This is a genomic window from Pigmentiphaga sp. YJ18, from assembly GCF_038066655.1.
Lineage (GTDB): Bacteria > Pseudomonadota > Gammaproteobacteria > Burkholderiales > Burkholderiaceae_B > Pigmentiphaga.
Map to the genome: position 1 here is coordinate 2,273,167 of NZ_JBBUKU010000001.1, position 19,732 is coordinate 2,292,898.

General features: G+C 69.1%; 13 protein-coding genes. 8 read left to right on the forward strand and 5 right to left on the reverse strand.

Annotated features, from left to right (window positions below; translation table 11 throughout):
• Positions 1-20 precede the first annotated feature (20 nt).
• Positions 21-1,409: an APC family permease gene (locus WKR98_RS10960; RefSeq protein WP_341432985.1), complete on the reverse strand. Its 1,389-nt coding sequence runs from the start codon at positions 1,407-1,409 to the stop codon at positions 21-23.
• Positions 1,410-1,535: 126 nt separating this feature from the next.
• A complete protein-coding gene (locus WKR98_RS10965) occupies positions 1,536-2,459 on the reverse strand; it encodes a helix-turn-helix domain-containing protein (RefSeq protein ID WP_341432987.1) in 924 nt (307 codons plus the stop codon).
• Between the two features lie 122 nt (positions 2,460-2,581).
• Between WKR98_RS10965 and pobA the strand changes: the two genes are divergently transcribed.
• Positions 2,582-3,751, forward strand: a complete 1,170-nt coding sequence (pobA, locus tag WKR98_RS10970; protein WP_124688131.1) for a 4-hydroxybenzoate 3-monooxygenase — start codon at positions 2,582-2,584, stop codon at positions 3,749-3,751.
• A 119-nt stretch (positions 3,752-3,870) separates the two neighbouring features.
• Here pobA and WKR98_RS10975 read toward each other — a convergent pair whose 3' ends face one another.
• A complete protein-coding gene (locus WKR98_RS10975; RefSeq protein WP_124688132.1) occupies positions 3,871-4,470 on the reverse strand; it encodes a UbiX family flavin prenyltransferase in 600 nt (199 codons plus the stop codon).
• Positions 4,471-4,571: 101 nt separating this feature from the next.
• Here WKR98_RS10975 and WKR98_RS10980 point away from each other — a divergent pair, with 101 nt between their 5' ends.
• Positions 4,572-5,900: a carbohydrate porin gene (locus WKR98_RS10980; RefSeq protein WP_341432990.1), complete on the forward strand. Its 1,329-nt coding sequence runs from the start codon at positions 4,572-4,574 to the stop codon at positions 5,898-5,900.
• Between the two features lie 19 nt (positions 5,901-5,919).
• Here WKR98_RS10980 and WKR98_RS10985 read toward each other — a convergent pair whose 3' ends face one another.
• Positions 5,920-6,912 carry a Bug family tripartite tricarboxylate transporter substrate binding protein gene (locus WKR98_RS10985; protein WP_124688133.1) on the reverse strand — a complete coding sequence of 331 codons (993 nt, stop codon included), beginning with the start codon at positions 6,910-6,912 and terminating at the stop codon, positions 5,920-5,922.
• 12 nt (positions 6,913-6,924) lie between these two features.
• Positions 6,925-8,592: an amidohydrolase gene (locus WKR98_RS10990; protein ID WP_341432991.1), complete on the reverse strand. Its 1,668-nt coding sequence runs from the start codon at positions 8,590-8,592 to the stop codon at positions 6,925-6,927.
• A gap of 120 nt (positions 8,593-8,712) precedes the next feature.
• Between WKR98_RS10990 and WKR98_RS10995 the strand changes: the two genes are divergently transcribed.
• From WKR98_RS10995 to WKR98_RS11020, 6 genes are all read left to right on the forward strand, one after another.
• Positions 8,713-9,627 carry a LysR family transcriptional regulator gene (locus tag WKR98_RS10995; RefSeq protein WP_341432993.1) on the forward strand — a complete coding sequence of 305 codons (915 nt, stop codon included), beginning with the start codon at positions 8,713-8,715 and terminating at the stop codon, positions 9,625-9,627.
• 297 nt (positions 9,628-9,924) lie between these two features.
• A complete protein-coding gene (locus tag WKR98_RS11000) occupies positions 9,925-13,854 on the forward strand; it encodes a YadA-like family protein (RefSeq protein WP_341432994.1) in 3,930 nt (1,309 codons plus the stop codon).
• 5 nt (positions 13,855-13,859) lie between these two features.
• Positions 13,860-14,807 carry an OmpA family protein gene (locus WKR98_RS11005; protein ID WP_341432995.1) on the forward strand — a complete coding sequence of 316 codons (948 nt, stop codon included), beginning with the start codon at positions 13,860-13,862 and terminating at the stop codon, positions 14,805-14,807.
• A 174-nt stretch (positions 14,808-14,981) separates the two neighbouring features.
• Positions 14,982-15,323 (forward strand): TIGR01244 family sulfur transferase, encoded by a 342-nt coding sequence (locus WKR98_RS11010; RefSeq protein WP_124688138.1) that lies wholly within the window; start codon positions 14,982-14,984, stop codon positions 15,321-15,323.
• 12 nt (positions 15,324-15,335) lie between these two features.
• Positions 15,336-19,028 carry a DUF748 domain-containing protein gene (locus WKR98_RS11015; protein ID WP_341432996.1) on the forward strand — a complete coding sequence of 1,231 codons (3,693 nt, stop codon included), beginning with the start codon at positions 15,336-15,338 and terminating at the stop codon, positions 19,026-19,028.
• Positions 19,029-19,222: 194 nt separating this feature from the next.
• Positions 19,223-19,702 carry a MarR family winged helix-turn-helix transcriptional regulator gene (locus WKR98_RS11020; RefSeq protein ID WP_341432998.1) on the forward strand — a complete coding sequence of 160 codons (480 nt, stop codon included), beginning with the start codon at positions 19,223-19,225 and terminating at the stop codon, positions 19,700-19,702.
• Positions 19,703-19,732: the final 30 nt, after the last annotated feature.

Consider the following 19,732-nt stretch of genomic DNA (forward strand, 5'->3'; position numbering starts at 1 on the left):
GCTCCTGGAGATTGGACGGATCAGGATGCGGGCGGAGTGCCGCTGCGGGGCTGGGCCAGCATCAGCAGCGCGCCGACGCCCAGCACGGCCACGCCTACCAGGGCGCCGACGCCGGTGTGGCGCAGGCTGGCATAGAACAGATAGCCGCTGGTCGCGATGAACAGCAGCGGCGTCAGCGGGTAGAGCGGCACGCGGAAGGGCCGATGGGCGCCGGGATCCTTGCGCCGCAGCACGAACAGCGCCACGCCGCTCAGCACGAAGAACAGCCAGAACACCGGCGCGGTGTATTCGACCATGGTGGCGAAGCCGCTGCGGGTGAAGGCTCCCAGCGCGACCAGCGCCAGCGAGATGGCCGCCTGGACCCACAGCGCGTTGACCGGCGTGTTCCACTGCGGATGCCATTTGGCCAGCATCGAGAAGGCGGGCGTGTCCTGGCCGAAGGCGTAGGTGGTGCGCGCGGCGGTCAGGATGGTGGCGTTGGCCGAGGTCAGCGCCGAGATCGCGATCAGCAGCGCGATCAATTGCGCGCCCGGTTCGCCCAGCGCCCGCCGCATCATGTCGGCGGCGACGGCCGACGAGGCGCCCATGCCGTCCTGGCCCAGCACGTTCAGGTAGGCCAGGTTGACCAGCAGGTACAGCACGGTGATCAGCGCCAGGCTCCAGAACAGCGCCCGGGGCAGGGTCCGTCCCGGACCCGAGGCTTCGGCCGAGATGTAGGCCGCCTCGTTCCATCCGCCGTAGGTCAGCATCACGAAGATCAGGACCAGGCCCCAGTTGGCGGCGCCCGAGGCGGGGGCGGCCGGCGCGGCCGGCGCGGCCGGCGCGGCCTCGGGCGCGAACAGCAGGCCCACCGCGATGATCAGGACCACCCCGCCCACTTCCAGGGCCGTCAGCAGGTTCTGCGTCCACTTGCCGGTGCTCAGGCCCGCCACGTTCACGAGGGTCAGCACGACGATGATCGCGGCGGCATAGATGGCCGGCGAAGCCGGTCCGAGATTGACGATCTGCGAGGCATAGTCGCCGAAGATGTAGCCGAGCAGGGCGATCGAACCGGTGGGGATGACGGTCAGGCGGGCCCACGCGAACAGGAAGGACAGCCGGGCGCCGAAGGCCCGCCGCAGGTAGTGATAGTCGCCGCCGGCATGCGGGTAGGTGCTGGCCAGTTCCGCGTAGCACAGCGCGCCGGCGACGGAGATCATGCCGCCCACGATCCAGGCCATCATCATCGCGGCCGGGGATCCGGCATGCATCGCCACCAGCGACGGCGCGCTGAAGATGCCGGCCCCGATGACGATGCCCACGACCAGCGCCATGATGTCCAGCGTGCCGAGCAGCGGGCGGCTGGCGGGCCTGGCGGCGGCATCCGGGGTGGACGCACGCGGGGGCGATGCGGGGAACGCGTTGCTCATGACGGGAGGGTCCTCGGTGCAGGGCAGGGGTGCGTGATCGTCCAGCGGCGGCAAGCGGCGCGCCCGGCCGGAGCTCGAGCGGCAAGCTTACAAGTTCCTGAAAGTACCGGCGAAAGCCGAAGGCGGTCAAGCCCCCGGAGGGGGGGGCGCGGCGCGGTTGCGGTCGAGCTGGTCGCGCACCATGGTGCGGAAGTCGCTGGGCGATGCGCCGGCGTGCTTGGTGAAGAAGCGCGAGAAATAGCCGGGGTCGGAAAAACCCAGCGTAAGGGCGATTTCCTTCACGCTCAGCGACGAATAGGCGAGGTCGCGGCGCGCCTCGGTCAGCAGGCGGTCGTTGATGACGCCCAGGGCCGACAGGCCCAGCTCGTCGCGGCAGATCCGGTTCAACTGCGTGGGTGTGATGCCCAGGCGCCCGGCGTAATAGGCGATGTCGCGTTGTTCGCGGAAGCTGCGGTTCAGCAGGGTCTTGAAACGGTGCAGGTGCATGACGCCGCGCGAGCTGCGCCGGCCGGGCCGGGGGCCGGCCAGCGTGGCGACCTTGCGCGCCAGCAGGACCAGCACGGTGCCCAGCAGCGATTCGAGCAGGGCCAGCCGCCACGCGTGGGCCTCGTCGTACTCGGCCAGCAGCAGTTCGATCGATTGCGCGAAGGGCGCATAGGCCGCTTCCCCGGGGTCGAACGGGACGTGGCGCGGCGCCTGGAAATGGGGAAGGAGGTCCGCGTGCTGCGCCAGCAGGCTTTCCATCTGCTGCGTGACGATGGTGATGACCGCGCCGTCTATGTCCTCGGAAAAGCGGAAGCCGTGCGCGTGCAGGGCGGGAACGAACAGGGCGCAGGGACCGTGGACCGTGAATCGGCGGTCGTCGAACTGGATGTCGGCCGTGCCTGAGCGTATGTACAGAATTTGCACGAACAGGTCATGGCGGTGCAGCTTGATCTCCCAGTCGTACAGGCGGCTGCGCTGCGGGATGGATTCGCAATGCAGGCTTTCCGGGACGAGGTTCTTGCCGTGTTCCCCATAAAGGGCATAGGTGGGGACGATGCTTTTCATGGCCACGGTTCCTGGTGCGGAATATGTTCGGATTATCCATGAAGATGTCTCCATAATCTATCGCGCGCCGCCGACCCGGCTCTTAAGATTCCTGGAAGTCAGAACTATGCAGGAGACACGCCATGCGGGTCCAAGTCGCAATCATCGGGTCCGGTCCGGCCGGGCTCTTCCTCGGGCAGATCCTTTCCCGGGCCGGCATCGAGACGCTCGTCATCGAGCAGCGCAGCAAGGAATACGTGCTCGGCCGCATCCGCGCGGGCGTCCTGGAGCAGGGCACGGTCGATCTGCTGGACGAGATCGGAGTCGGTCGCCGCATGCACGAGCAGGGCCTGGTGCACGGCGGGATCGAACTGTGCTTCGACGGCCAGCGCCACCGCATCGACCTGAAGACGCTATCGGGCGGCAAGAGCGTCATGGTCTACGGCCAGACCGAAGTCACCCACGACCTGATGGACGCGCGCGAGGCGGCCGGCTACGCGTCGGTCTACGAGGCCGAGCAGGTCCGCGTGCACGACTTCGACACCGATCATCCCCGGGTCACGTATCGCAAGGACGGCGTCGAGCACGTGGTGGAGTGCGACTTCATCGCGGGCTGCGACGGTTTCCACGGCGTGAGCCGGGCCAGCGTGCCGGCCTCGGCCATCAAGACCTACGAGAAGATCTATCCCTTCGGCTGGCTGGGCATCCTGTCCGAGACGCCGCCGGTGTCGGACGAGCTTATCTATTCGAACCACGAACGCGGTTTCGCGCTGTGCAGCATGCGGTCGCACACGCGCAGCCGCTACTACGTGCAATGCCCGCTGGACGACAAGGTCGAGAACTGGTCCGACGAACGGTTCTGGGATGAACTGCGCAGCCGGCTGGACGCCGAGGCGGCCGCGTCGCTGGTGACCGGCCCGTCCATCGAGAAAAGCATCGCGCCGCTGCGCAGCTTCGTGGCCGAGCCCATGCGTTTCGGCCGGCTGTTCCTGGCCGGCGACGCGGCCCATATCGTCCCGCCCACGGGCGCCAAGGGCCTGAACCTGGCGGTCTCGGACGTGCGCTATCTGTCCGATGCCATCATCCGCTACTACGGCGGCGAGCAGCAGGGCATCGATACTTACTCAGAACGTTGCCTGGACCGGGTCTGGAAGGCCGTGCGCTTCTCGTGGTGGATGACCTCGCTGATGCACAAGTTCCCGGAGAACGGCGACTTCGGCCAGAAGATCCAGCATGCCGAACTGGGCTACCTGGTCGGTTCTCAAGCCGCCTCCACAGCCCTGGCGGAAAACTACGTCGGCTTACGGTATTGAGATCCCCCCTACGCGCTGACGCGCGCCCCCCAGGGGGCGATGCGGGCGGACCGGCGGAGCCGGATCCACCGCATCCTGGGTCTAGCGGGGTTGTCTCGGTGCGGAGCACCGCGTTCGGGCTAGCGGCCGCCCAGGCCCTTCCAGCGCTTGAGGCGGTCGGAGTGGATGCCGAAGAGGTCCAGGGTGCGCAGCACGGTGTGGTTGACGATGTCGTCGACGCTCTGGGCGCCTGAGTAGAAGGCGGGGACGGGGGGGAAGACGACGCCGCCCATTTCGGTGACGGCGACCATGTTGCGCAGGTGGGCGAGGTTCAGCGGGGCTTCGCGGGTCAGGAGGACCAGGCGGCGGCGTTCTTTCAGGACGACGTCGGCGGCGCGGGTGATCAGGTTGTCGGCGTAGGCGTGGGCCACGGCCGCGAGGGTCTTCATGGAGGTGGGGGCGATGACCATGCCGGCGGTCAGGAACGAGCCGCTGGCGATGGCGGCGCCGACGTCGCCGGGGTGGTAGACCACGTCGGCCAGCGAGGCCAGGTCCTTGCGGCCGAGTCCGTGTTCGTGCATGGTATTGAGCACGCCGGCCTCGGACACGACCAGATGGCTTTCCCAGTCGGGCAGTTCGCGCAGCGCCTCGAGCAGGCGCAGGCCGTAGATGGAGCCGCTGGCTCCGGTAATGGCGATGATCAGGCGTTGGCGCGGACGATCGGCCGGCGGTGGGGTCATGGGGTCGGGTCTCCTCGTTGTTTGGGGCCCCGCGTCACCGCTGTGTCACGCGGGGCCAGCATGATTGTACGTTGGGTGATTGCGTCGCGAGTACGAGAAGAATGATGGTCGTGTTCCGCCGGCTGCGGGCGTGTGGGCTCCTGCTGGCCGGTATCTTGGCCGTGCCGGCCAGGGCGCAGGAATCCCCGCCGGTCGAGGCGGAGGACTTCGCCATTCATGCCCAATCGACGTATGTCTGGCAGCGCAAACCCTCGTTCGCGTCCCCGTACCAGGGGGAGAACTCGCTGTCGGGGGCTCGCGCCACGAGTTATTCGCTGACCGCCACCGTGGACCTGGGCGCCCGGCTGTGGGAAGGGGCCGAGGTCCACTTCAACGGCGAGGGCGCGCAGGGCCTCGCGTTCTCGGGCCTGCATGGCCTGGGCGGCCTGACCAACGGCGAACTGGCCAAGACCGCGGGCTCGGACATGGTCTTCTACCGCGCCCGCGCCTTTCTGCGGCAGACCTGGGGCCTGGGCGGCGGACGCGAGGCGGTCGAGCCGGACATGAACCAGCTCGCGGGCTTCGCCGACAAGCGGCGCATCGTGCTGACGGCGGGCAACATCTCGGTGCTGGACGTGTTCGACGCGGTGTCGGTCAGCCATGATCCGCGCACGCAGTTCATGAACTGGGCCTTCATGGCGCATGGCAGCTACGACTATGCCGCCGATGCCCGGGGCTATACCTGGGGCGCGGTGCTGGAATATATCGATGACGGCTGGGCGGTGCGCGCCGGCCGCTTCATGCAGCCCCGGGAGTCCAACGGCCTGCCGCTGGACCGGCGGCTGGGGCGCCACCATGGCGACCAGATCGAGTTCGAGAAGTCCTACGCCGTGCTGGACAGGCCCGGCACCCTGCGCGTGCTGGCTTTCCGCAACAAGGCGAACATGGGGAGCTACGACGACGCGCTGGTGGCGGCGCGGGGCGGGGCGCCGGACCTGGCGGCGGTGCGCAAGGAGCGGACCAAGCTGGGAATGGGGGTAAGCCTGGAGCAGGCCCTGACCGACAGCGCGACGGCCTTTCTCCGCCTGAACTGGGCCGATGGCAAGACCGAAACCTATGCCTTTACCGAGATCGATCGTTCGGTCTCGGGCGGCGTGGCGTTCGACGGCGCGGCCTGGGGGCGGTCGGGCGACAGCGCGGGCGTGGCGGCCGCGGTCAATGCGCTCAGCGCCTCCCACCGCGAATACCTGCGTCGCGGCGGGGTCGGCGCCTTCCTCGGTGACGGCACGCTGAACTACGGACCCGAGCAGATCGCCGAGGCCTATTACAGCTGGCGCCCCTTGAAGCGGCTGTGGATCACCGCGGACGCGCAATACATCCGCCATCCCGGCTACAACCGCGACCGGGGCCCGGCCAAGGTGTTCGCGCTGCGCCTGCACACCGAGTTCTGAGGCGCGGCGCGGAGTCCCTTTATTCAGGCTGGATGTGGGCCTTGTCGATCACGGCCTTCCAGGCCTGCGCCTCCTGCCTGATGCGCGCGGCGAACTCCGCCGGGGTGCTGCCTATGGGCGTGACGCCGATGTCGGTGTATTGCTTGCGGATGGCGGGATCCTTCAGGACCTCGCGCAGCGCGCGCGAGAACTTGTCGATGATCTGCGGATCGGTGCCCACCGGCGCGGCCAGTCCCCACCAGTTGCCCGTGACGAGTCCCGGCAGACCCTGCTCGGCCGTGGTCGGCACCGACGGCAGCATGGCCAGGCGTTCGCCGTCGGCCACGGCGATGGCGCGCAGCCTGCCGCTGGCCACGTGGCCGGCCACCGAGCTGAGCGCGGTCACGTAGAGCTGGATCTCGCCCGCCATCAGCGCCTGGACGGCGGGCGGCGAGCCCCGGTAGGGAACGTGGGTCAGCTGTACGTTGGCGAGCTGGCTGTACAGTTCGGCCGCGAGGTGGGGCGGGGTGCCGTTGCCGGGCGAGCCGAAGTTCAGCTTGCCGGGGTTCTTCTTCGCCTCGGCGGTCAGGTCGGACAGGGTGCGGATGTCGGACGAGCCGTTGACCACCAGCACGGACGGGCCGTTGCTGAGCAGGGACACGGGCACCAGGTCCTTGGTCGGATCGAAGCGCATGCCCTTGAACAGGTACTGGTTGGTGACGAAGTTGTTGGTCGCTCCCAGCAGGAAGGTGTAGCCGTCCGGGGTGGCGCGCACCACTTCGTCGGCGCCGATGTTGCCGGAGGCCCCGCTCTTGTTGTCGATCAGGATGCGCACGCCGAATTGCTTTTCCAGTTGCAGCTGGACGAAGCGCAGGGTGATGTCGCCGGTATTGCCGGGCGCGTAGGGAACCACCACGCGTATCGGGCGCGAGGGCCAGGCATCGGCCGCCACGGCGGCGGTCGAGGCGAAGACGCAGGCGGCGGCGAGGCTGGCGACCGCCAGTCGGCGAGCCGGGAAGGGAACGGATTTCATGGGCAATCTCCTTCAGGGGGTGGGGGCGACGATGTGGCCGTCGACCACCGTCAACAGGGAATGCAGCGTGGCGATCTCGTCCTCGGCGCAGGTCAGCGGATCGGCGTTCAGCACCGTCAGGTCGGCCAGCTTGCCGGGTTCGATCGAACCTCGGATGTCTTCGTCGAATGTCAGGTAGGCGCCGCCCCGCGTGGCGATGTCCAGCGCCTCCTGCCGGCTCAGTGCCTGGCCGGGGGCCACGGGGCCGCCGCCGCGGCTGCGGCGCGCGACCGCGTGCCAGATGGGACCGAACAGCGAAACGGGCAGGTTGTCGCTGCCGAACGCCACCGCCACGCCGGCGTCGCGCAGGCGGCGCAGCGGCACGATGTCGTCCTGGCCGGCGGCGCCGCGGCGCTGCATCCAGAGATCGCCGTCCTTGTATATATGGCGGTTGGTGTGCGTGGTCAGCACGAGGCCGAGGTCGCGTATCCGGGCCTGGGTGTCCGCATCGATCACCGGCTGGTGGCCGAGCACCCAGCGCTGGTCGTCGATGGGGTGCTGGCGGTGGGCCTGTTCGAACAGGGGCAGCAGGTCGGGCCAGATACCCGCGACGCGGATGCCGGCGCGGGCGGCCTCGGCCAGCAGCGGTGCCAGTGCGTCGGCATCCAGGGCCGCTCCCGCCTGGAAGCCGGCCCAGCCGGTACAGGGGTGGTTGCCGGCCCGCAGCCTATTGTTCAGTGGATCCTTGTCGATCTCGGCGTACAGGCCCTGCACCCGCAGCATGTCGTCGCCCCGGCCGCGGCGTGCCAGCCAGGCGCTCCATTCGCGCAGCAGCTCCAGCGCCTGTCCTTCGCCCCGAGGCCCCCAATAGGGGCTCAGGACCAGGGTGGACCGCACGGTCGACGCGCCTTGGCCATGGACCGTCTCGTAGGCGTCGATGACTTCGCCGGCCACGCCGTGCCCTTCGAACACGGCCGTGGTGCCGTAGCGGTTGTACTCGGCCATCGCGTGCCGCAGGCCGCTGGCGCGCTGTTCGGCGGTGAAGCCCGGGGCCGCGCGCATCAGGGTGTGTTCGACGATGGGCACCAGCGTGCGCTCGACGAAGCGGCCGGTGGGGCGTCCGGCGGCATCGCGCTCGATGTCGACGTCGGGCGAGGGCGAGGCCGTGGCCGGCGTCACGCCCGCCAGCGCCAGGGCGCGGCTGTTGGCCACCGAGACCAGCGGCGCGCGGTTGCGCCAGTATCCCCAGATGGGCCGGATGTAGACGGGATGGTCGGGGCTGACCCGGTCCAGGTCGTCGCGGGTGGGGTAGGGGCCGCCGGCCAGTGCGTCGTCGGGCTCGGGGTACTCGGGAGGCTGGCCGACGGGCTGGGTCACGATCCAGGTTCCCGGCGGCGCCTTGGCGGCCTCGGCGGCGATGATGTCCAGGATGTCGTCGCGCGTGCGCGCGCCGGCCAGGCTGGGCAGGTGGCGCCGCAGGCCTTCGCGGTCCATGTGGGCGTGGCCGTCGGTCAGCCCCGGCAGCACCGACTTGCCGCCCAGGTCCACCCGCCGCGCATCCGGGCCGGCCAGGGCCAGCACCTCGTCGTCGCTGCCCACGGCGGCGATGTGGCGGCCACGGACCGCGACGGCCGAGGCGACGTCGCCGCGGTCGTTGCAGGTGATGATCTTGCCTCGGTGGAGGACCAGGGTGGACGGCACGGCCGGATGGCTCCTGCGGTAAGCGTTCCGGCAAATCTAGCAGAGTCGACTAATTGTAAAAATTGAAATATTCATATAGATTCATAGTGATTTCCAATACTTCACCGGTGGATCCGCACGATGTCGATCTCCCTGCGCCAACTCGAGGCCTTCGTCGCGGTATGCAACGAAGGCAACTTCAGCAAGGCGGCCCAGCGCATCCATATTTCCCAGTCGGGCCTGAGCATCCTGATCCGGGAGCTGGAGCAGAGCCTGGAATGCCGCCTGTTCGACCGCAGCACGCGCCAGGTCAGCCTGACCGACGCCGGGCGCGAGTTCCGGGTGCCGGCGGCCCGCCTGCTGGCCGACCTGTCGACGGCGGTCGGCAACGTCAAGGGGCTGGCCTCGCGCCAGCATGGCCACGTGACGGTGGCCGCGCCGCCGTTGCTGATGTCGCGCCTGGTGGTGGGCATCGCCGCTCGGTTCCGCGGCGCCTATCCCCACATCGCACTGACGCTGCGCGACATTCCCTCGGAAGCCATTCCCGCGGGCATCGCGTCGGCCGACATCGACCTGGGCCTGGGCATGCTGCCGGCGGATCGCGACGAATACCTGACCGAAGCGCTGGTCGAAGGACCGCTGGTGGCGCTGCTGCCCCGCGACCATCTGCTGGCGCGCCGCCGCCATCTGAAGTGGGCGGACCTGGCGGCGACGCCGCTGGTCGCGCTCACGCCGGAAAATTCCTTCCGCCAGTTCCTGGACGGATGCTTCGCGCGCCTGGACCTGCAGCCGGGAATCGCCGTCGAGGTCGTCCAGCTGAGCACCGTCATCAGCCTGGTGGAGGCCGGGTTTGGCGCCGCCATCATGCCGCCCTACGGCGCGCTGGTCCCGGGCGAGGGCAATTCGGTGGTCCGGCCGCTGCGCGATCCCGTGGTCCGCTCCGAGATCGCGTTGATCCGCGACCGCTTCCGCTCGCCTTCGGCCGCGGCGGCGGCCTTCATCGAGGTGGCGCGCGATGTCGTCGCGGGACGTTCCCGGCCCCTGCGCGTTACGTAACGCCCCTGCGTATGGTACGTAACGTTTCGGCTCCGGCGCCTGGCCGAGGGACCGGGAATCGGTGTGACTATCGCACCGAAGGAACATCTCCGGATTGCCGATATCCCGTTTGTTTTCAACGTTTCCGCCGTTTCGCCAGCCTTCGTTTCGAGCTTCGCGAACGCCCGTGCCGCATGGGTCCGAGGCTGATGGCATAGCTTTTGCTCGAAGCTCCCGCAAACGTGTTTTCCAGCAGCGACCGATTCTCCATCCGGCGGATTGCGGCACTGGTGGGATACCTATCCGTGGGGGCTGAAATTGAACAAGACCTATCGCACCGTGTGGAGCCAGAGGCTCGGATGTTGGGTGGCGGTTGCCGAAACCGCGCGTGCCAGGGGTAAGGGCGGCGCCGCCAAGGCTGGCGCGCTTGCCGTGGCGCTGGTGGCGGGCGCCTGGACGGCGCCGGCGGCGGCCGACGGCATGCACGGCGTGCCGGGGCTGTCGAGCGCGCGGCTGACCGATGGCGCCGCGGTGGGCGTGATGAGCCAGATGCTGCAGGCCACGACCAATGCGGCGCCCAGCGTCGCTCCCGTGGCGTCGGCCATGCAGCAGGGGGTCTCGCAGACGGCGGCGGCACTGGCCGGCATCAGCTCGTCCATCCTGCCGCCGGCCTCGGCATTGCAGCAGGTACCCCTTTCCGAGGCCGTGCCGTCGCTGCCCGTGGTCAGCGAGGTGCTGGCCGCCACGCCGGTTCCCGCCGCCGTCCAGGCTATCGCCGCCGCGCCCACCGCGGTGACGAAGAAGGTCGCCTCGGCGCTGCCCGGCAAGGTCGGCAGCGCAGTCGAGGCGGTCCCCGCCAAGCTGGCCGAGGTGCTGGCTTCGGCGCCGGTCGACAAGAGCCGCAATACCGCGTCGCCCGTCGATGGCGCCGTCGCTTCGGCGGCGTCGCTGGGGTCGGTCGCCACGCTGTCCAACAGCGTGCCGGCCTCGCCCATGTCGCCGCTGAGCGGCAATGGCACGCTGGGCATTCTGCCGACCGGCGGTTCGTTGTTCCCCAGCAGTTCCAATCGCCAGACCATGGCGGTTGCCGCCTCGTCCGGCTCGGAGCCGCCTCCGCTCAATCCGCCCGCGCCCACCGGCCTGGTGATCGGCACGGCCGGCCTGCTGGGCGGCGTCGGGCAGGGCCTGCAGCCGCTGACGATGAGCCTGTTCGGCCAGAAGGAAGCCTGGCTGCGGTCCGGCGCGTTGAGCGTGAACCGCGAGAACATCAACGCCCGCTTCAGCGTGGTCAACGTGCTGGGCATTCCCATCCTGGACCTGGCGCCGGTGACGGGCACGCTGCAAGGCACCCTGGGCGGCTCGCTGCCCGAGCAGAAACTCACCCTGCTGGGCGGCGTGACTTCGGGCAACTACATCACCAACATCAATTCCGGCCTGACCTACAACAACGGCCTGCTGCTGCCCGGCACGCAGCCACCGTCGTGGGTGGACCAGAACAACTGCCTGAACGTCCTGGGCCTGGCCGGCGCCACCTGCTGGGACGTCCCCGCTGCGCAGAACAACCAGGTGCTGATCGGCGACGGCGCTTCGGCCAACGGATCGCAGGAAGTCGTGATCGGCACCAATGCCAAGCACATCCTGCCCAACGAGGACGCCGGGACGATCTTCACCGATCCCAACATGCCCGGCGTGCCCGACACCAACTATGCGGCGCGCAAGGGCCACTCGGTCCTGATCGGCGACAGCACCTACGGCAACGCCAACGGCCAGACCATCGTCGGCGCCAGCGCGTCGTCGACCGTGGCGGGCGGCGTCGCGCTGGGCTTCCAGTCCGTGTCGGACCGTGAAGGCGGCGGGCAGGAGGTGTTCTCCAACGTCGCGGTGCCGGTGCGCGGCGCGGTCTCCGTGGGTTCCGCGGGCAACGAGCGGCAGATCATCAACGTGGCGGGCGGCACGGCGGATACCGATGCCGTCAACGTGCGCCAGCTCAAGGCGGTGTCCGACCAGATCGACAACGTCGACGTCAACTCGGTCAAGTACGACGACGCCACCCGCGGCAAGGTGACGCTGGCCGGCGCGGGCGGCACGGTGGTGACCAACGTCAAGGCCGGCGCCGTGAACGCGACCAGCACCGACGCGGTGAACGGTTCGCAGTTGAACGACACCAACACCAACATCACCAACGTCGATAATCGCGTGACGAACGTGGACAACCGCGTCACCAACATCGACAACAGCGGCACCAAGTACTTCAAGGCGAACTCCACCTTGGCGGCCGCCTCGGCCACCGGCGCGGACAGCGTGGCGGCCGGCGGCGCGTCCGTCGCTTCCGCCGCCAATGCCGTGGCGCTGGGCAGCGGCGCCAATGCCAGCATGGCCAACAGCGTCGCGCTGGGGGCCGGCTCGACCACGACCGTGGGCGCGCAGGCCGACTATATGGCCTATGCGTTGACCGCGCGGCAAGCGTCGGCGGGCGAGGTCTCGGTGGGCAGCGCAGGCGCCACGCGCCGCATCACCAACGTCTCGGCGGGCAGCGCCGACAACGACGCGGCCAACATCGCGCAACTGAAGGCGGTGGACAGCCGCATCGGCGACGTGGACAAGCTGGCGGTCAAGTACGACGACGACACCAAGACCAAGATCACGCTGAATCCGGGCGGCACCGGCACGGTGATCTCGAACGTGGCCAAGGGCGCGGTCACCTCGACCAGCACCGAGGCGATCAACGGTTCGCAGCTGTGGGGATGGACTCAGGACGAGACCAACGTCATGAGCAACCTGAGCCTGTACAAGCGCATCAACGACATCAGCGTCGACACCAAGTACTTCAAGGCCAATTCGACCCTGGACGGGGCGCAGGCCGTCGGCGCCAACAGCGTCGCGGCGGGTCCGGCCGCGGTGGCCAACGGCGCCAACAGCGTGGCGGTCGGCAATGGCGCGACCACGGCCGCCGACAACAGCGTGGCCATGGGCGGCGCCTCGACGGCCTCCGGGGCGGCTTCGACGGCGGTGGGCTCCGATGCCAAGGCCACCGGCGCGCAGTCGACGGCGATGGGTTCCGGCTCGGCCGCCAGCGGCGCCAACGCGACCGCGGTGGGCTCGGGCTCGAAGGCCACCGGCACGGATTCGACCGCCATCGGCGCCAATTCCGAGGCCAAGGCGAACAACAGCGTCGCGCTGGGAGCGGGCTCGGTGGCCGACCGCGACAACACCGTATCGGTGGGCGCCGCGGGCAAGGAGCGCCAGATCACCAACGTGGCGCGCGGCACGGAGGATACCGATGCCGTCAACTACGCGCAGTTGAAGGAAGTCTCGGGCGACGTCACCAACATCAAGAAGGACGTGACGAACATCCAGGAAGGCAAGGACGGGATGTTCCAGATCGAGAACTCGCTCGCGCGGGACAAGCCCAAGCCCACCGGCAAGGATTCGGTGGCCGGCGGCGCCGGCGCGGTGGCGGAGGGCGCGGCGGCGACGGCGGTCGGCAACGCGTCCATCGCCAAGGGCGAGAACGCGACGGCGGTCGGCAATTCGGCGCAGGCCCTGGGTGCCAACTCGACGGTGGTGGGCAATTCCGCCCTGGCGTCCGGCGCCAACGCCTCGGCTTTCGGCACCGGCGCCAAGGCCGAGGGCAGCGGCAGCATGGCCATGGGCAACGGCGCGCAGACGGGCGCGGCGGCCACCAACTCGGTCGCGATCGGCAACCAGGCCAACGCCGCCCAGAGCAACACCGTCGCGCTGGGCAACAACGCCCAGGCCACGGTGGCCAACAGCATGGCGCTGGGCACCGGGGCGCAGGCCAGCGGCGCCAACAGCGTGGCCCTGGGCACGAACTCGGTGGCGAACCGGCCCAACGTGGTGTCGGTGGGCGCGGCGGGCCAGGAGCGGCAGATCGTCAACGTGGGCGATGGCACCGCGGACACGGATGCCGTCAACCTGCGGCAGTTGCGCAGCGCCACCTCGGACTTCACCAGCAGCATCAGCAGCGTGCGCGACGACCTGCGCAAGGTCGAACGCAACGCCAACGCCGGCGCGGCCTCGGCCATGGCGGTGGCGGGCCTGCCGCAGGCGTACACCCCGGGACGCAGCATGGCCTCGGCGGCCGCCAGCCATTATCTCGGCCAGTCCGCCATCGCCGTGGGGCTGTCCACCATCTCCGAGAATGGCCGCTGGGTCTACAAGATTGCCGGCAACGTCAATTCGCAGGGCAAGGTGGGCGCCGTCATCGGCGCGGGTTACCAGTGGTAGCGCGCATGAACGAATCATCGGAGGTCAGGATGCAAGAAAAGAACCCCCATGCCCGCCGCGCCGGCCAGGCCGGCAGGCGCCTCGCGCTGCTGACCGCATGCGTGGCTTCGCTGGCCGTGATGAGCGGCTGCTCGATGTTCCGCAGTTCGAAGGCGCCCGCTTCGCCGGCGCCGTCCTCGGCGGCCGCAGCGACCGGCTCGAGTCCGCCCGCGGTGGAGTTCCCGGCCCGCGAGTCGGCGTCGCTGAAGGAAGGTACTTTCGTCAACCTGGACAATCTCAGGCAGATGATCCCGGGCATGACCAAGCCCCAGGTCTACGACCTGCTCGGCCCTCCGCACTTCAGCGAGGGCGTGTTCGGCGTGCGCACCTGGAACTACATCTTCAACTTCCGCACCGGCAACGGCAACGAGTTCATCACTTGCCAGTACCAGCTGCGTTTCAACAAGGACATGCAGACCGAGGCCGGCAACTGGAACCGGCGCGAGTGCGCGGACTTCGTGTTCCCGCGCCCGGTGGCCGCTCCGCCGCCGCCGCCTCCACCCGCGCCCGTGCCGGTCAAGCCGGCTCCCAGGCAGATCACGCTGGGCGCCGACGCGCTGTTCGCGTTCGACAAGTCCGACCTGGCCAGCATTTCGCCCGAGGGACGCCGCCGCCTGGACGAGATCGGCAAGGAACTGCGCAGCGTGAACGTCGAGCGGGTACGCGTGATCGGCCACGCCGACCGGCTGGGCAGCGCGAGCTACAACGACAGGCTGTCGCGCCAGCGGGCCGCCACGGTGGTGACCTACCTGGTCAATTCCGGCGTGCCGTCCAATCTGATCAGTTCGGACGGACGAGGCTCGCGCGAGCCGGTAGTGCAGTGCGACCAGCGCAACCGCAGCGAATTGATTGCCTGCCTGGCGCCGAACCGCCGGGTCGTCATCGAGATCCAGGGCAAGGCCGGTTCGTCGTGAGTTTTTCCGCGCCGCCTCCGGGCGGCGCGGAACCTTGACGTACGGTGCGCATTTCGTTTGTCTGGCGGACGTCTCCGAGTTAGGATTACCCCTTATCGATCTCCTGCAACGCGCGGCCCGCAAGGCGCTTCCGGGGGCGCGCGCGGCGCGTGGGGGATCCTTCCGGAGACACGCATGTCCGCATTCACTTCCCTTACCGAAAACTTCGCCGTGGCGCCCCAGCTGGCTCCCGGAGACATGGCCGCCGTCGCGGCGGCCGGTTTCAAGAGCGTCATCAACAACCGGCCCGACTTCGAAGGCGGCCCGGCCCAGCCCTCCAGCGAACAGATGGAAGCCGCGGCCCAGGCGGCGGGGCTGAACTACGTCCACCAGCCGGTCAATGGCGCGAACATCCAGCCGGGCGACGTTTCCACCTTCGCGTCCCTGCTCAAGACGCTGCCGGGGCCGGTCCTGGCCTTCTGCCGCAGCGGGGCGCGATCGACCAAGCTGTTCATGTCCGCCAGCAACTCCCTCTGACCGGACCGCGACGTGGCGTTCACGCTGGCGGGTGCGGTCGACGGCATCAAGCGGCGGCGCAAGCTGCTGGTGCGTATTCTCATCGTCCTGCTGGCGCTGTGGCTGTTGTTCCTGGCCCTGACCGCCTGGGGCATTCCCCGGCTGGTCCGCAGCGTGGCGCTGGCGCAGGTGCCGGAGGCCCTGGGCCGCACGGCCCGCATGGGCGAGGTCTCGTTCAATCCCTTCAAGCTGCGCCTGCGCGTCCATGATTTCGCCATCCTCGACCAGGCGGGCGCCAAGCCGGACTTCTCGGTGGAGCAGGTCGAGGTCAATGCCTCGATCTCGTCGCTGTTCCGGCTCGCGCCGGTGGTGGACGGGCTGGCGATCACCGCGCCGCGCGTCTCGCTGGTCCGCGAGGGGCCGCAACGCTTCAACATCAGCGACATCCTCGACCGGCTGGCCGCCAAACCCTCGGAAGACGGGCCGCCGCCCCGGTTCTCGCTGAACAACGTCAAGCTGGACGGGGGCGAGATCACCGTCGACGACAAGGTCACGGGCCGCCAGCATACGGTGCGCGACCTGCAGGTGGGCATTCCCTTCCTGTCCACGCTGGCCTATGCCACCGACATCGACGTGCAGCCCAGGCTGTCGGCGCTGGTCAACGGCAGTCCGTTCAACCTGGAAGGGACCGCGCGGCCCTTCGATACGCCGCGCACGTCTTCGCTGCACCTCAAGATCGATGACCTGGGGCTCGACGCGCTGGCCGATGCCGTGCCGGGCGCGATGCCGGTGGCGCTCAAGCACGCGCGGCTCGACAGCGATGCCCAGCTGGTGTTCGAGGAAGGGGGCTCGGCGGCGCCGAAGATTCGCCTCGAGGGCCAGGCCACGGTACGCGAGGTGGACGTACGCGACCAGGGCGATGCCGCGCTGCTGGCGTTCAAGAGCCTGGCGCTGGAGAAATTCGCGCTGGAGCCGCTGGCGCGCCGTTTCCAGGCCGAACGCATCGTGCTGGCCGGCCCCTCGATCCATGCCAGCCGCTCGGCCGACGGGCGCGTGAACCTGGCCGAGGTGGCCGCCCGTTTCCAGCAGCCGGCGGCGCCCGCGCCTGCCGCGCCGGCGCCCGCGTCCGCGTCCGTCGCGCCCGCACAGGCCGATGCCTGGCACGTGTCGGTGGGAACCGTGGCATTGCAGGACGGTGAACTCGCCTGGCACGATGAACAGGACCGCTTCGATTACCGCATCTCGGAGTTCGCGGCCGAGCTGCGCGACCTGAAGCTGCCAGCCGCCCAGGACCAGGCCGTGCCCCTGACCGTGGCCGCGCGCGTGGGCGAGGCGGGGCGCCTGGACGTGAGCGGTCCGATCCGCCTCCAGCCTTTCTCGGCGGACCTCGACCTCAAGCTGGATTCGCTGGCGCTGCCCGCGCTGGCGCCGCTCTGGAAACCGTACCTGGCGCTGCGCATCGACGACGGCTCGCTGGGAGCGGCGGCCAAGCTGCACGTGGAGCAGGGCGATTCCCTGGCGGTGCGCTGGAGCGATGGCAGCGTCGCGCTGCGCAAGCTGGCTGCGGCACCCGTCTCGGACAAGGCCTCCAGCTTGAAGCTGGAATCGCTGGAGGTGGGCGGGCTGGCTGGGGATCTGGCGGGGCGCACGGCCCGGATCGAGCGTATCGCCATCGACGGCCTGGCATTGGCGGCCACCCGGTCGGCCTCGTCGGCCGTGAGCTGGGCGGACATCGTGGTACCGGCCGCGCCCGGTGCCCGGTCCGCCGGCAAGCCGGCCCCGGCTCCTGCCGGGCATGCCCCGGCCGCGTGGAAGGTGACCGCGGGCACGCTGTCGGTCGCCAAGAGCTCGCTCAGGCTGACTGACGAGTCCGTGTCGCCCCGCGTGGCGCTGCGCCTGGACGGTTTGCAGATGGAAGCGCGCAATGTCGGTTCCGACCTGCGCGCGCCCGTCGATTTCTCGCTGCGTTCGTCCGTCCAGGGCCGCGGCACCGCCGACATCAAGGGCACGGTCGTGCCCGAGCCGCTGTCGGTCAAGGCCCAGGTGCGCGCCAGCCGGCTCGACCTGGCGGCGCTTGCCCCCTATCTGGCCGAGCGGCTCAACGCCACCGTGAAGAGCGTGGTGGCGGGCGCCAACGGCAGGCTGGAGTTCGCGGCCGCCACCGGCAGGCAGCCGCAGCGCGCGGCCTGGACCGGCGCCGCCGAGATCACCAACCTGGACCTGATCGACAAGCTCAACTCGGCGGATTTCCTGAAATGGAAGCGGCTGGCGTTCAAGCGGCTGAACGTGGTCAGCGCGGGCGAGACGCTCAAGGCCGATCTGGGCGACATCTCGCTGGAAGACTTCTTCGCGCGGGTGATCCTGAGCGAGCAGGGGCGGTTGAACCTGTCGCAGCTGATCGTCCAGCCGGGCGAGGAAGCGGGGTCCATCACGGCCGAAAAGTCGGCGGAGCCGGCCGCGAAGGGGGAAAACAAGCCCCCGGCCGCCGCGCAGGATACCAAGGAGGCCAGTGCTGCTGCCCCCGAGGCGGGCGGCATGCCGCGCGACATCCGCGTGGGCGCGGTGCAGCTGGCGCGGGGCCACATCAATTTCACCGACAACTTCGTCAAACCCAATTACCGCGCCAATCTGACCGATATCGCCGGCAGCATCTCGGCCGTATCGTCGGCGGACAGCCAGCCGGCCGACGTGCAGGTCACAGCCAAGGTGGACGGCGACGCGCCGGTGGACATCACCGGCAAGCTCCATCCCTTCGGGCCGAGGCTGTATACGGACATCCATGCCAGCGCCAAGGGCGTGGAGCTGCCGGCGCTGACGCCCTATGCGGCCAAGTACGCCGGCTACGCCATCGAGCGCGGCAAGCTGTCCATGGACGTGCACTACCTGATCCAGGACGGCAAGCTCCAGGCCACCAACAAGATCTTCCTCGACCAGCTTACCTTCGGCGAACGCGTCGACAGTCCCGACGCCCTGAAGCTGCCGGTGCAACTGGCGGTGTCGCTGCTCAAGAACAGCCGCGGCGAGATCGACATCGAACTGCCGATCTCGGGCTCGCTGGACGATCCACAGTTCTCGGTCGGCGGCATCATCTTCCGCGCCCTGATCAACCTGATCACGCGTGCCGTGACGGCGCCGTTCTCGCTGCTGGCCTCGGCCTTCGGCTCGGGCGAGGAGCTGTCCCACATCGATTTCGCCCCGGGCAGCGCCAGGCTGGATGACGGCGCGCGCAAGCGCATCGACACGCTGGTCAAGGCCTTGAACGATCGTCCCGGCCTGCGCCTGGACGTGGCCGGCCGGGCCAATTCCACCGTGGATACGGACGGGCTGCGCAAGGCGGGCGTGGAAGCGATGATCCGCGCCCAGCAGCGCGAGGACTTGCGCAAGCGCGGCGACGAGGCCGGCGACAAGGACCTGCCGCCGCTTGATGCCGCGCAGCGGGCGCGCTATCTGGAAAGCGCATACAAGGCCGCAAAGATCGACAAGCCGCGCAACATGATCGGGCTGGCCAAATCCATCCCGGACTCCGAGATGGAATCGTTGCTGGCCGCCAGTGTGAACGTAGGGCCCGACCAGTTGCGCGCCTTGGCCGTACGCCGGGCACAGGCCGTGATGGTGCCGCTGCGCGAGGCCAAGCTGGGCGAGAGGGCCTTCGTGGTGGCCCCCAGGGTCGAGGCCAAGGCCGCCGAGGGGGGCGTGCAGGCGGGCGTGGATTTCAGTCTGAAGTAGAGGCTTTCCCCCTGCGGGCTTCGCGCGTGCCCCAGGAAAGACGTCTTTGCATCATGGCGTCCGAGCGAAACGGGCCATGGGGTCTTAGACTGTCGCTTTCACCACGACAGACAGTCTCTTCCATGGTTTCCAGCAGCACTCCTCCTTCCTCAGGGCGGCGCGAGCGTTACGGGTCGGATCGCTCACTCGGCTATTTGCTCAATCGCACGGCCGACATCGTCTCGACGGCCTTCATCGAGATCCTGCGCAACGAATCCATCAGCTTGCCGGAATGGCGAGTGCTCACCGTGCTTACCGACCGCGACCAACAAACGCTCAGTGAACTGGCGGCGCATGTCGGCACGGAGCTGTCCTACCTGTCGCGCATCGTCGCTCACGCGGAGCAGCGAGGCTTGGTGGTCCGCTTGGCGAGTCCAGCCGACAAACGCTCGACCTGCGTGTCCATTACCGATGCGGGCCGGGCGATGGTGCGGCTATTCATGCCGCAGGCACGGGCCCTGGAGGCGACCTGGCTGCGAGGCATTCCTCCCGGCGACGTGGAGGTACTGCGCCGGACCTTGCAGGCCCTCTACAGCAACGTGCTGGATGCATCCACCTCGGCGCCGTCCTCGGGCCGCAAGCTCAAAGTGGCGCAGCGCGCCCGCAACCGCCGCGACGGTCCCGCGGAGAAGTAGCAGACGGAGCACTGAACGCGGCGCGGGTCG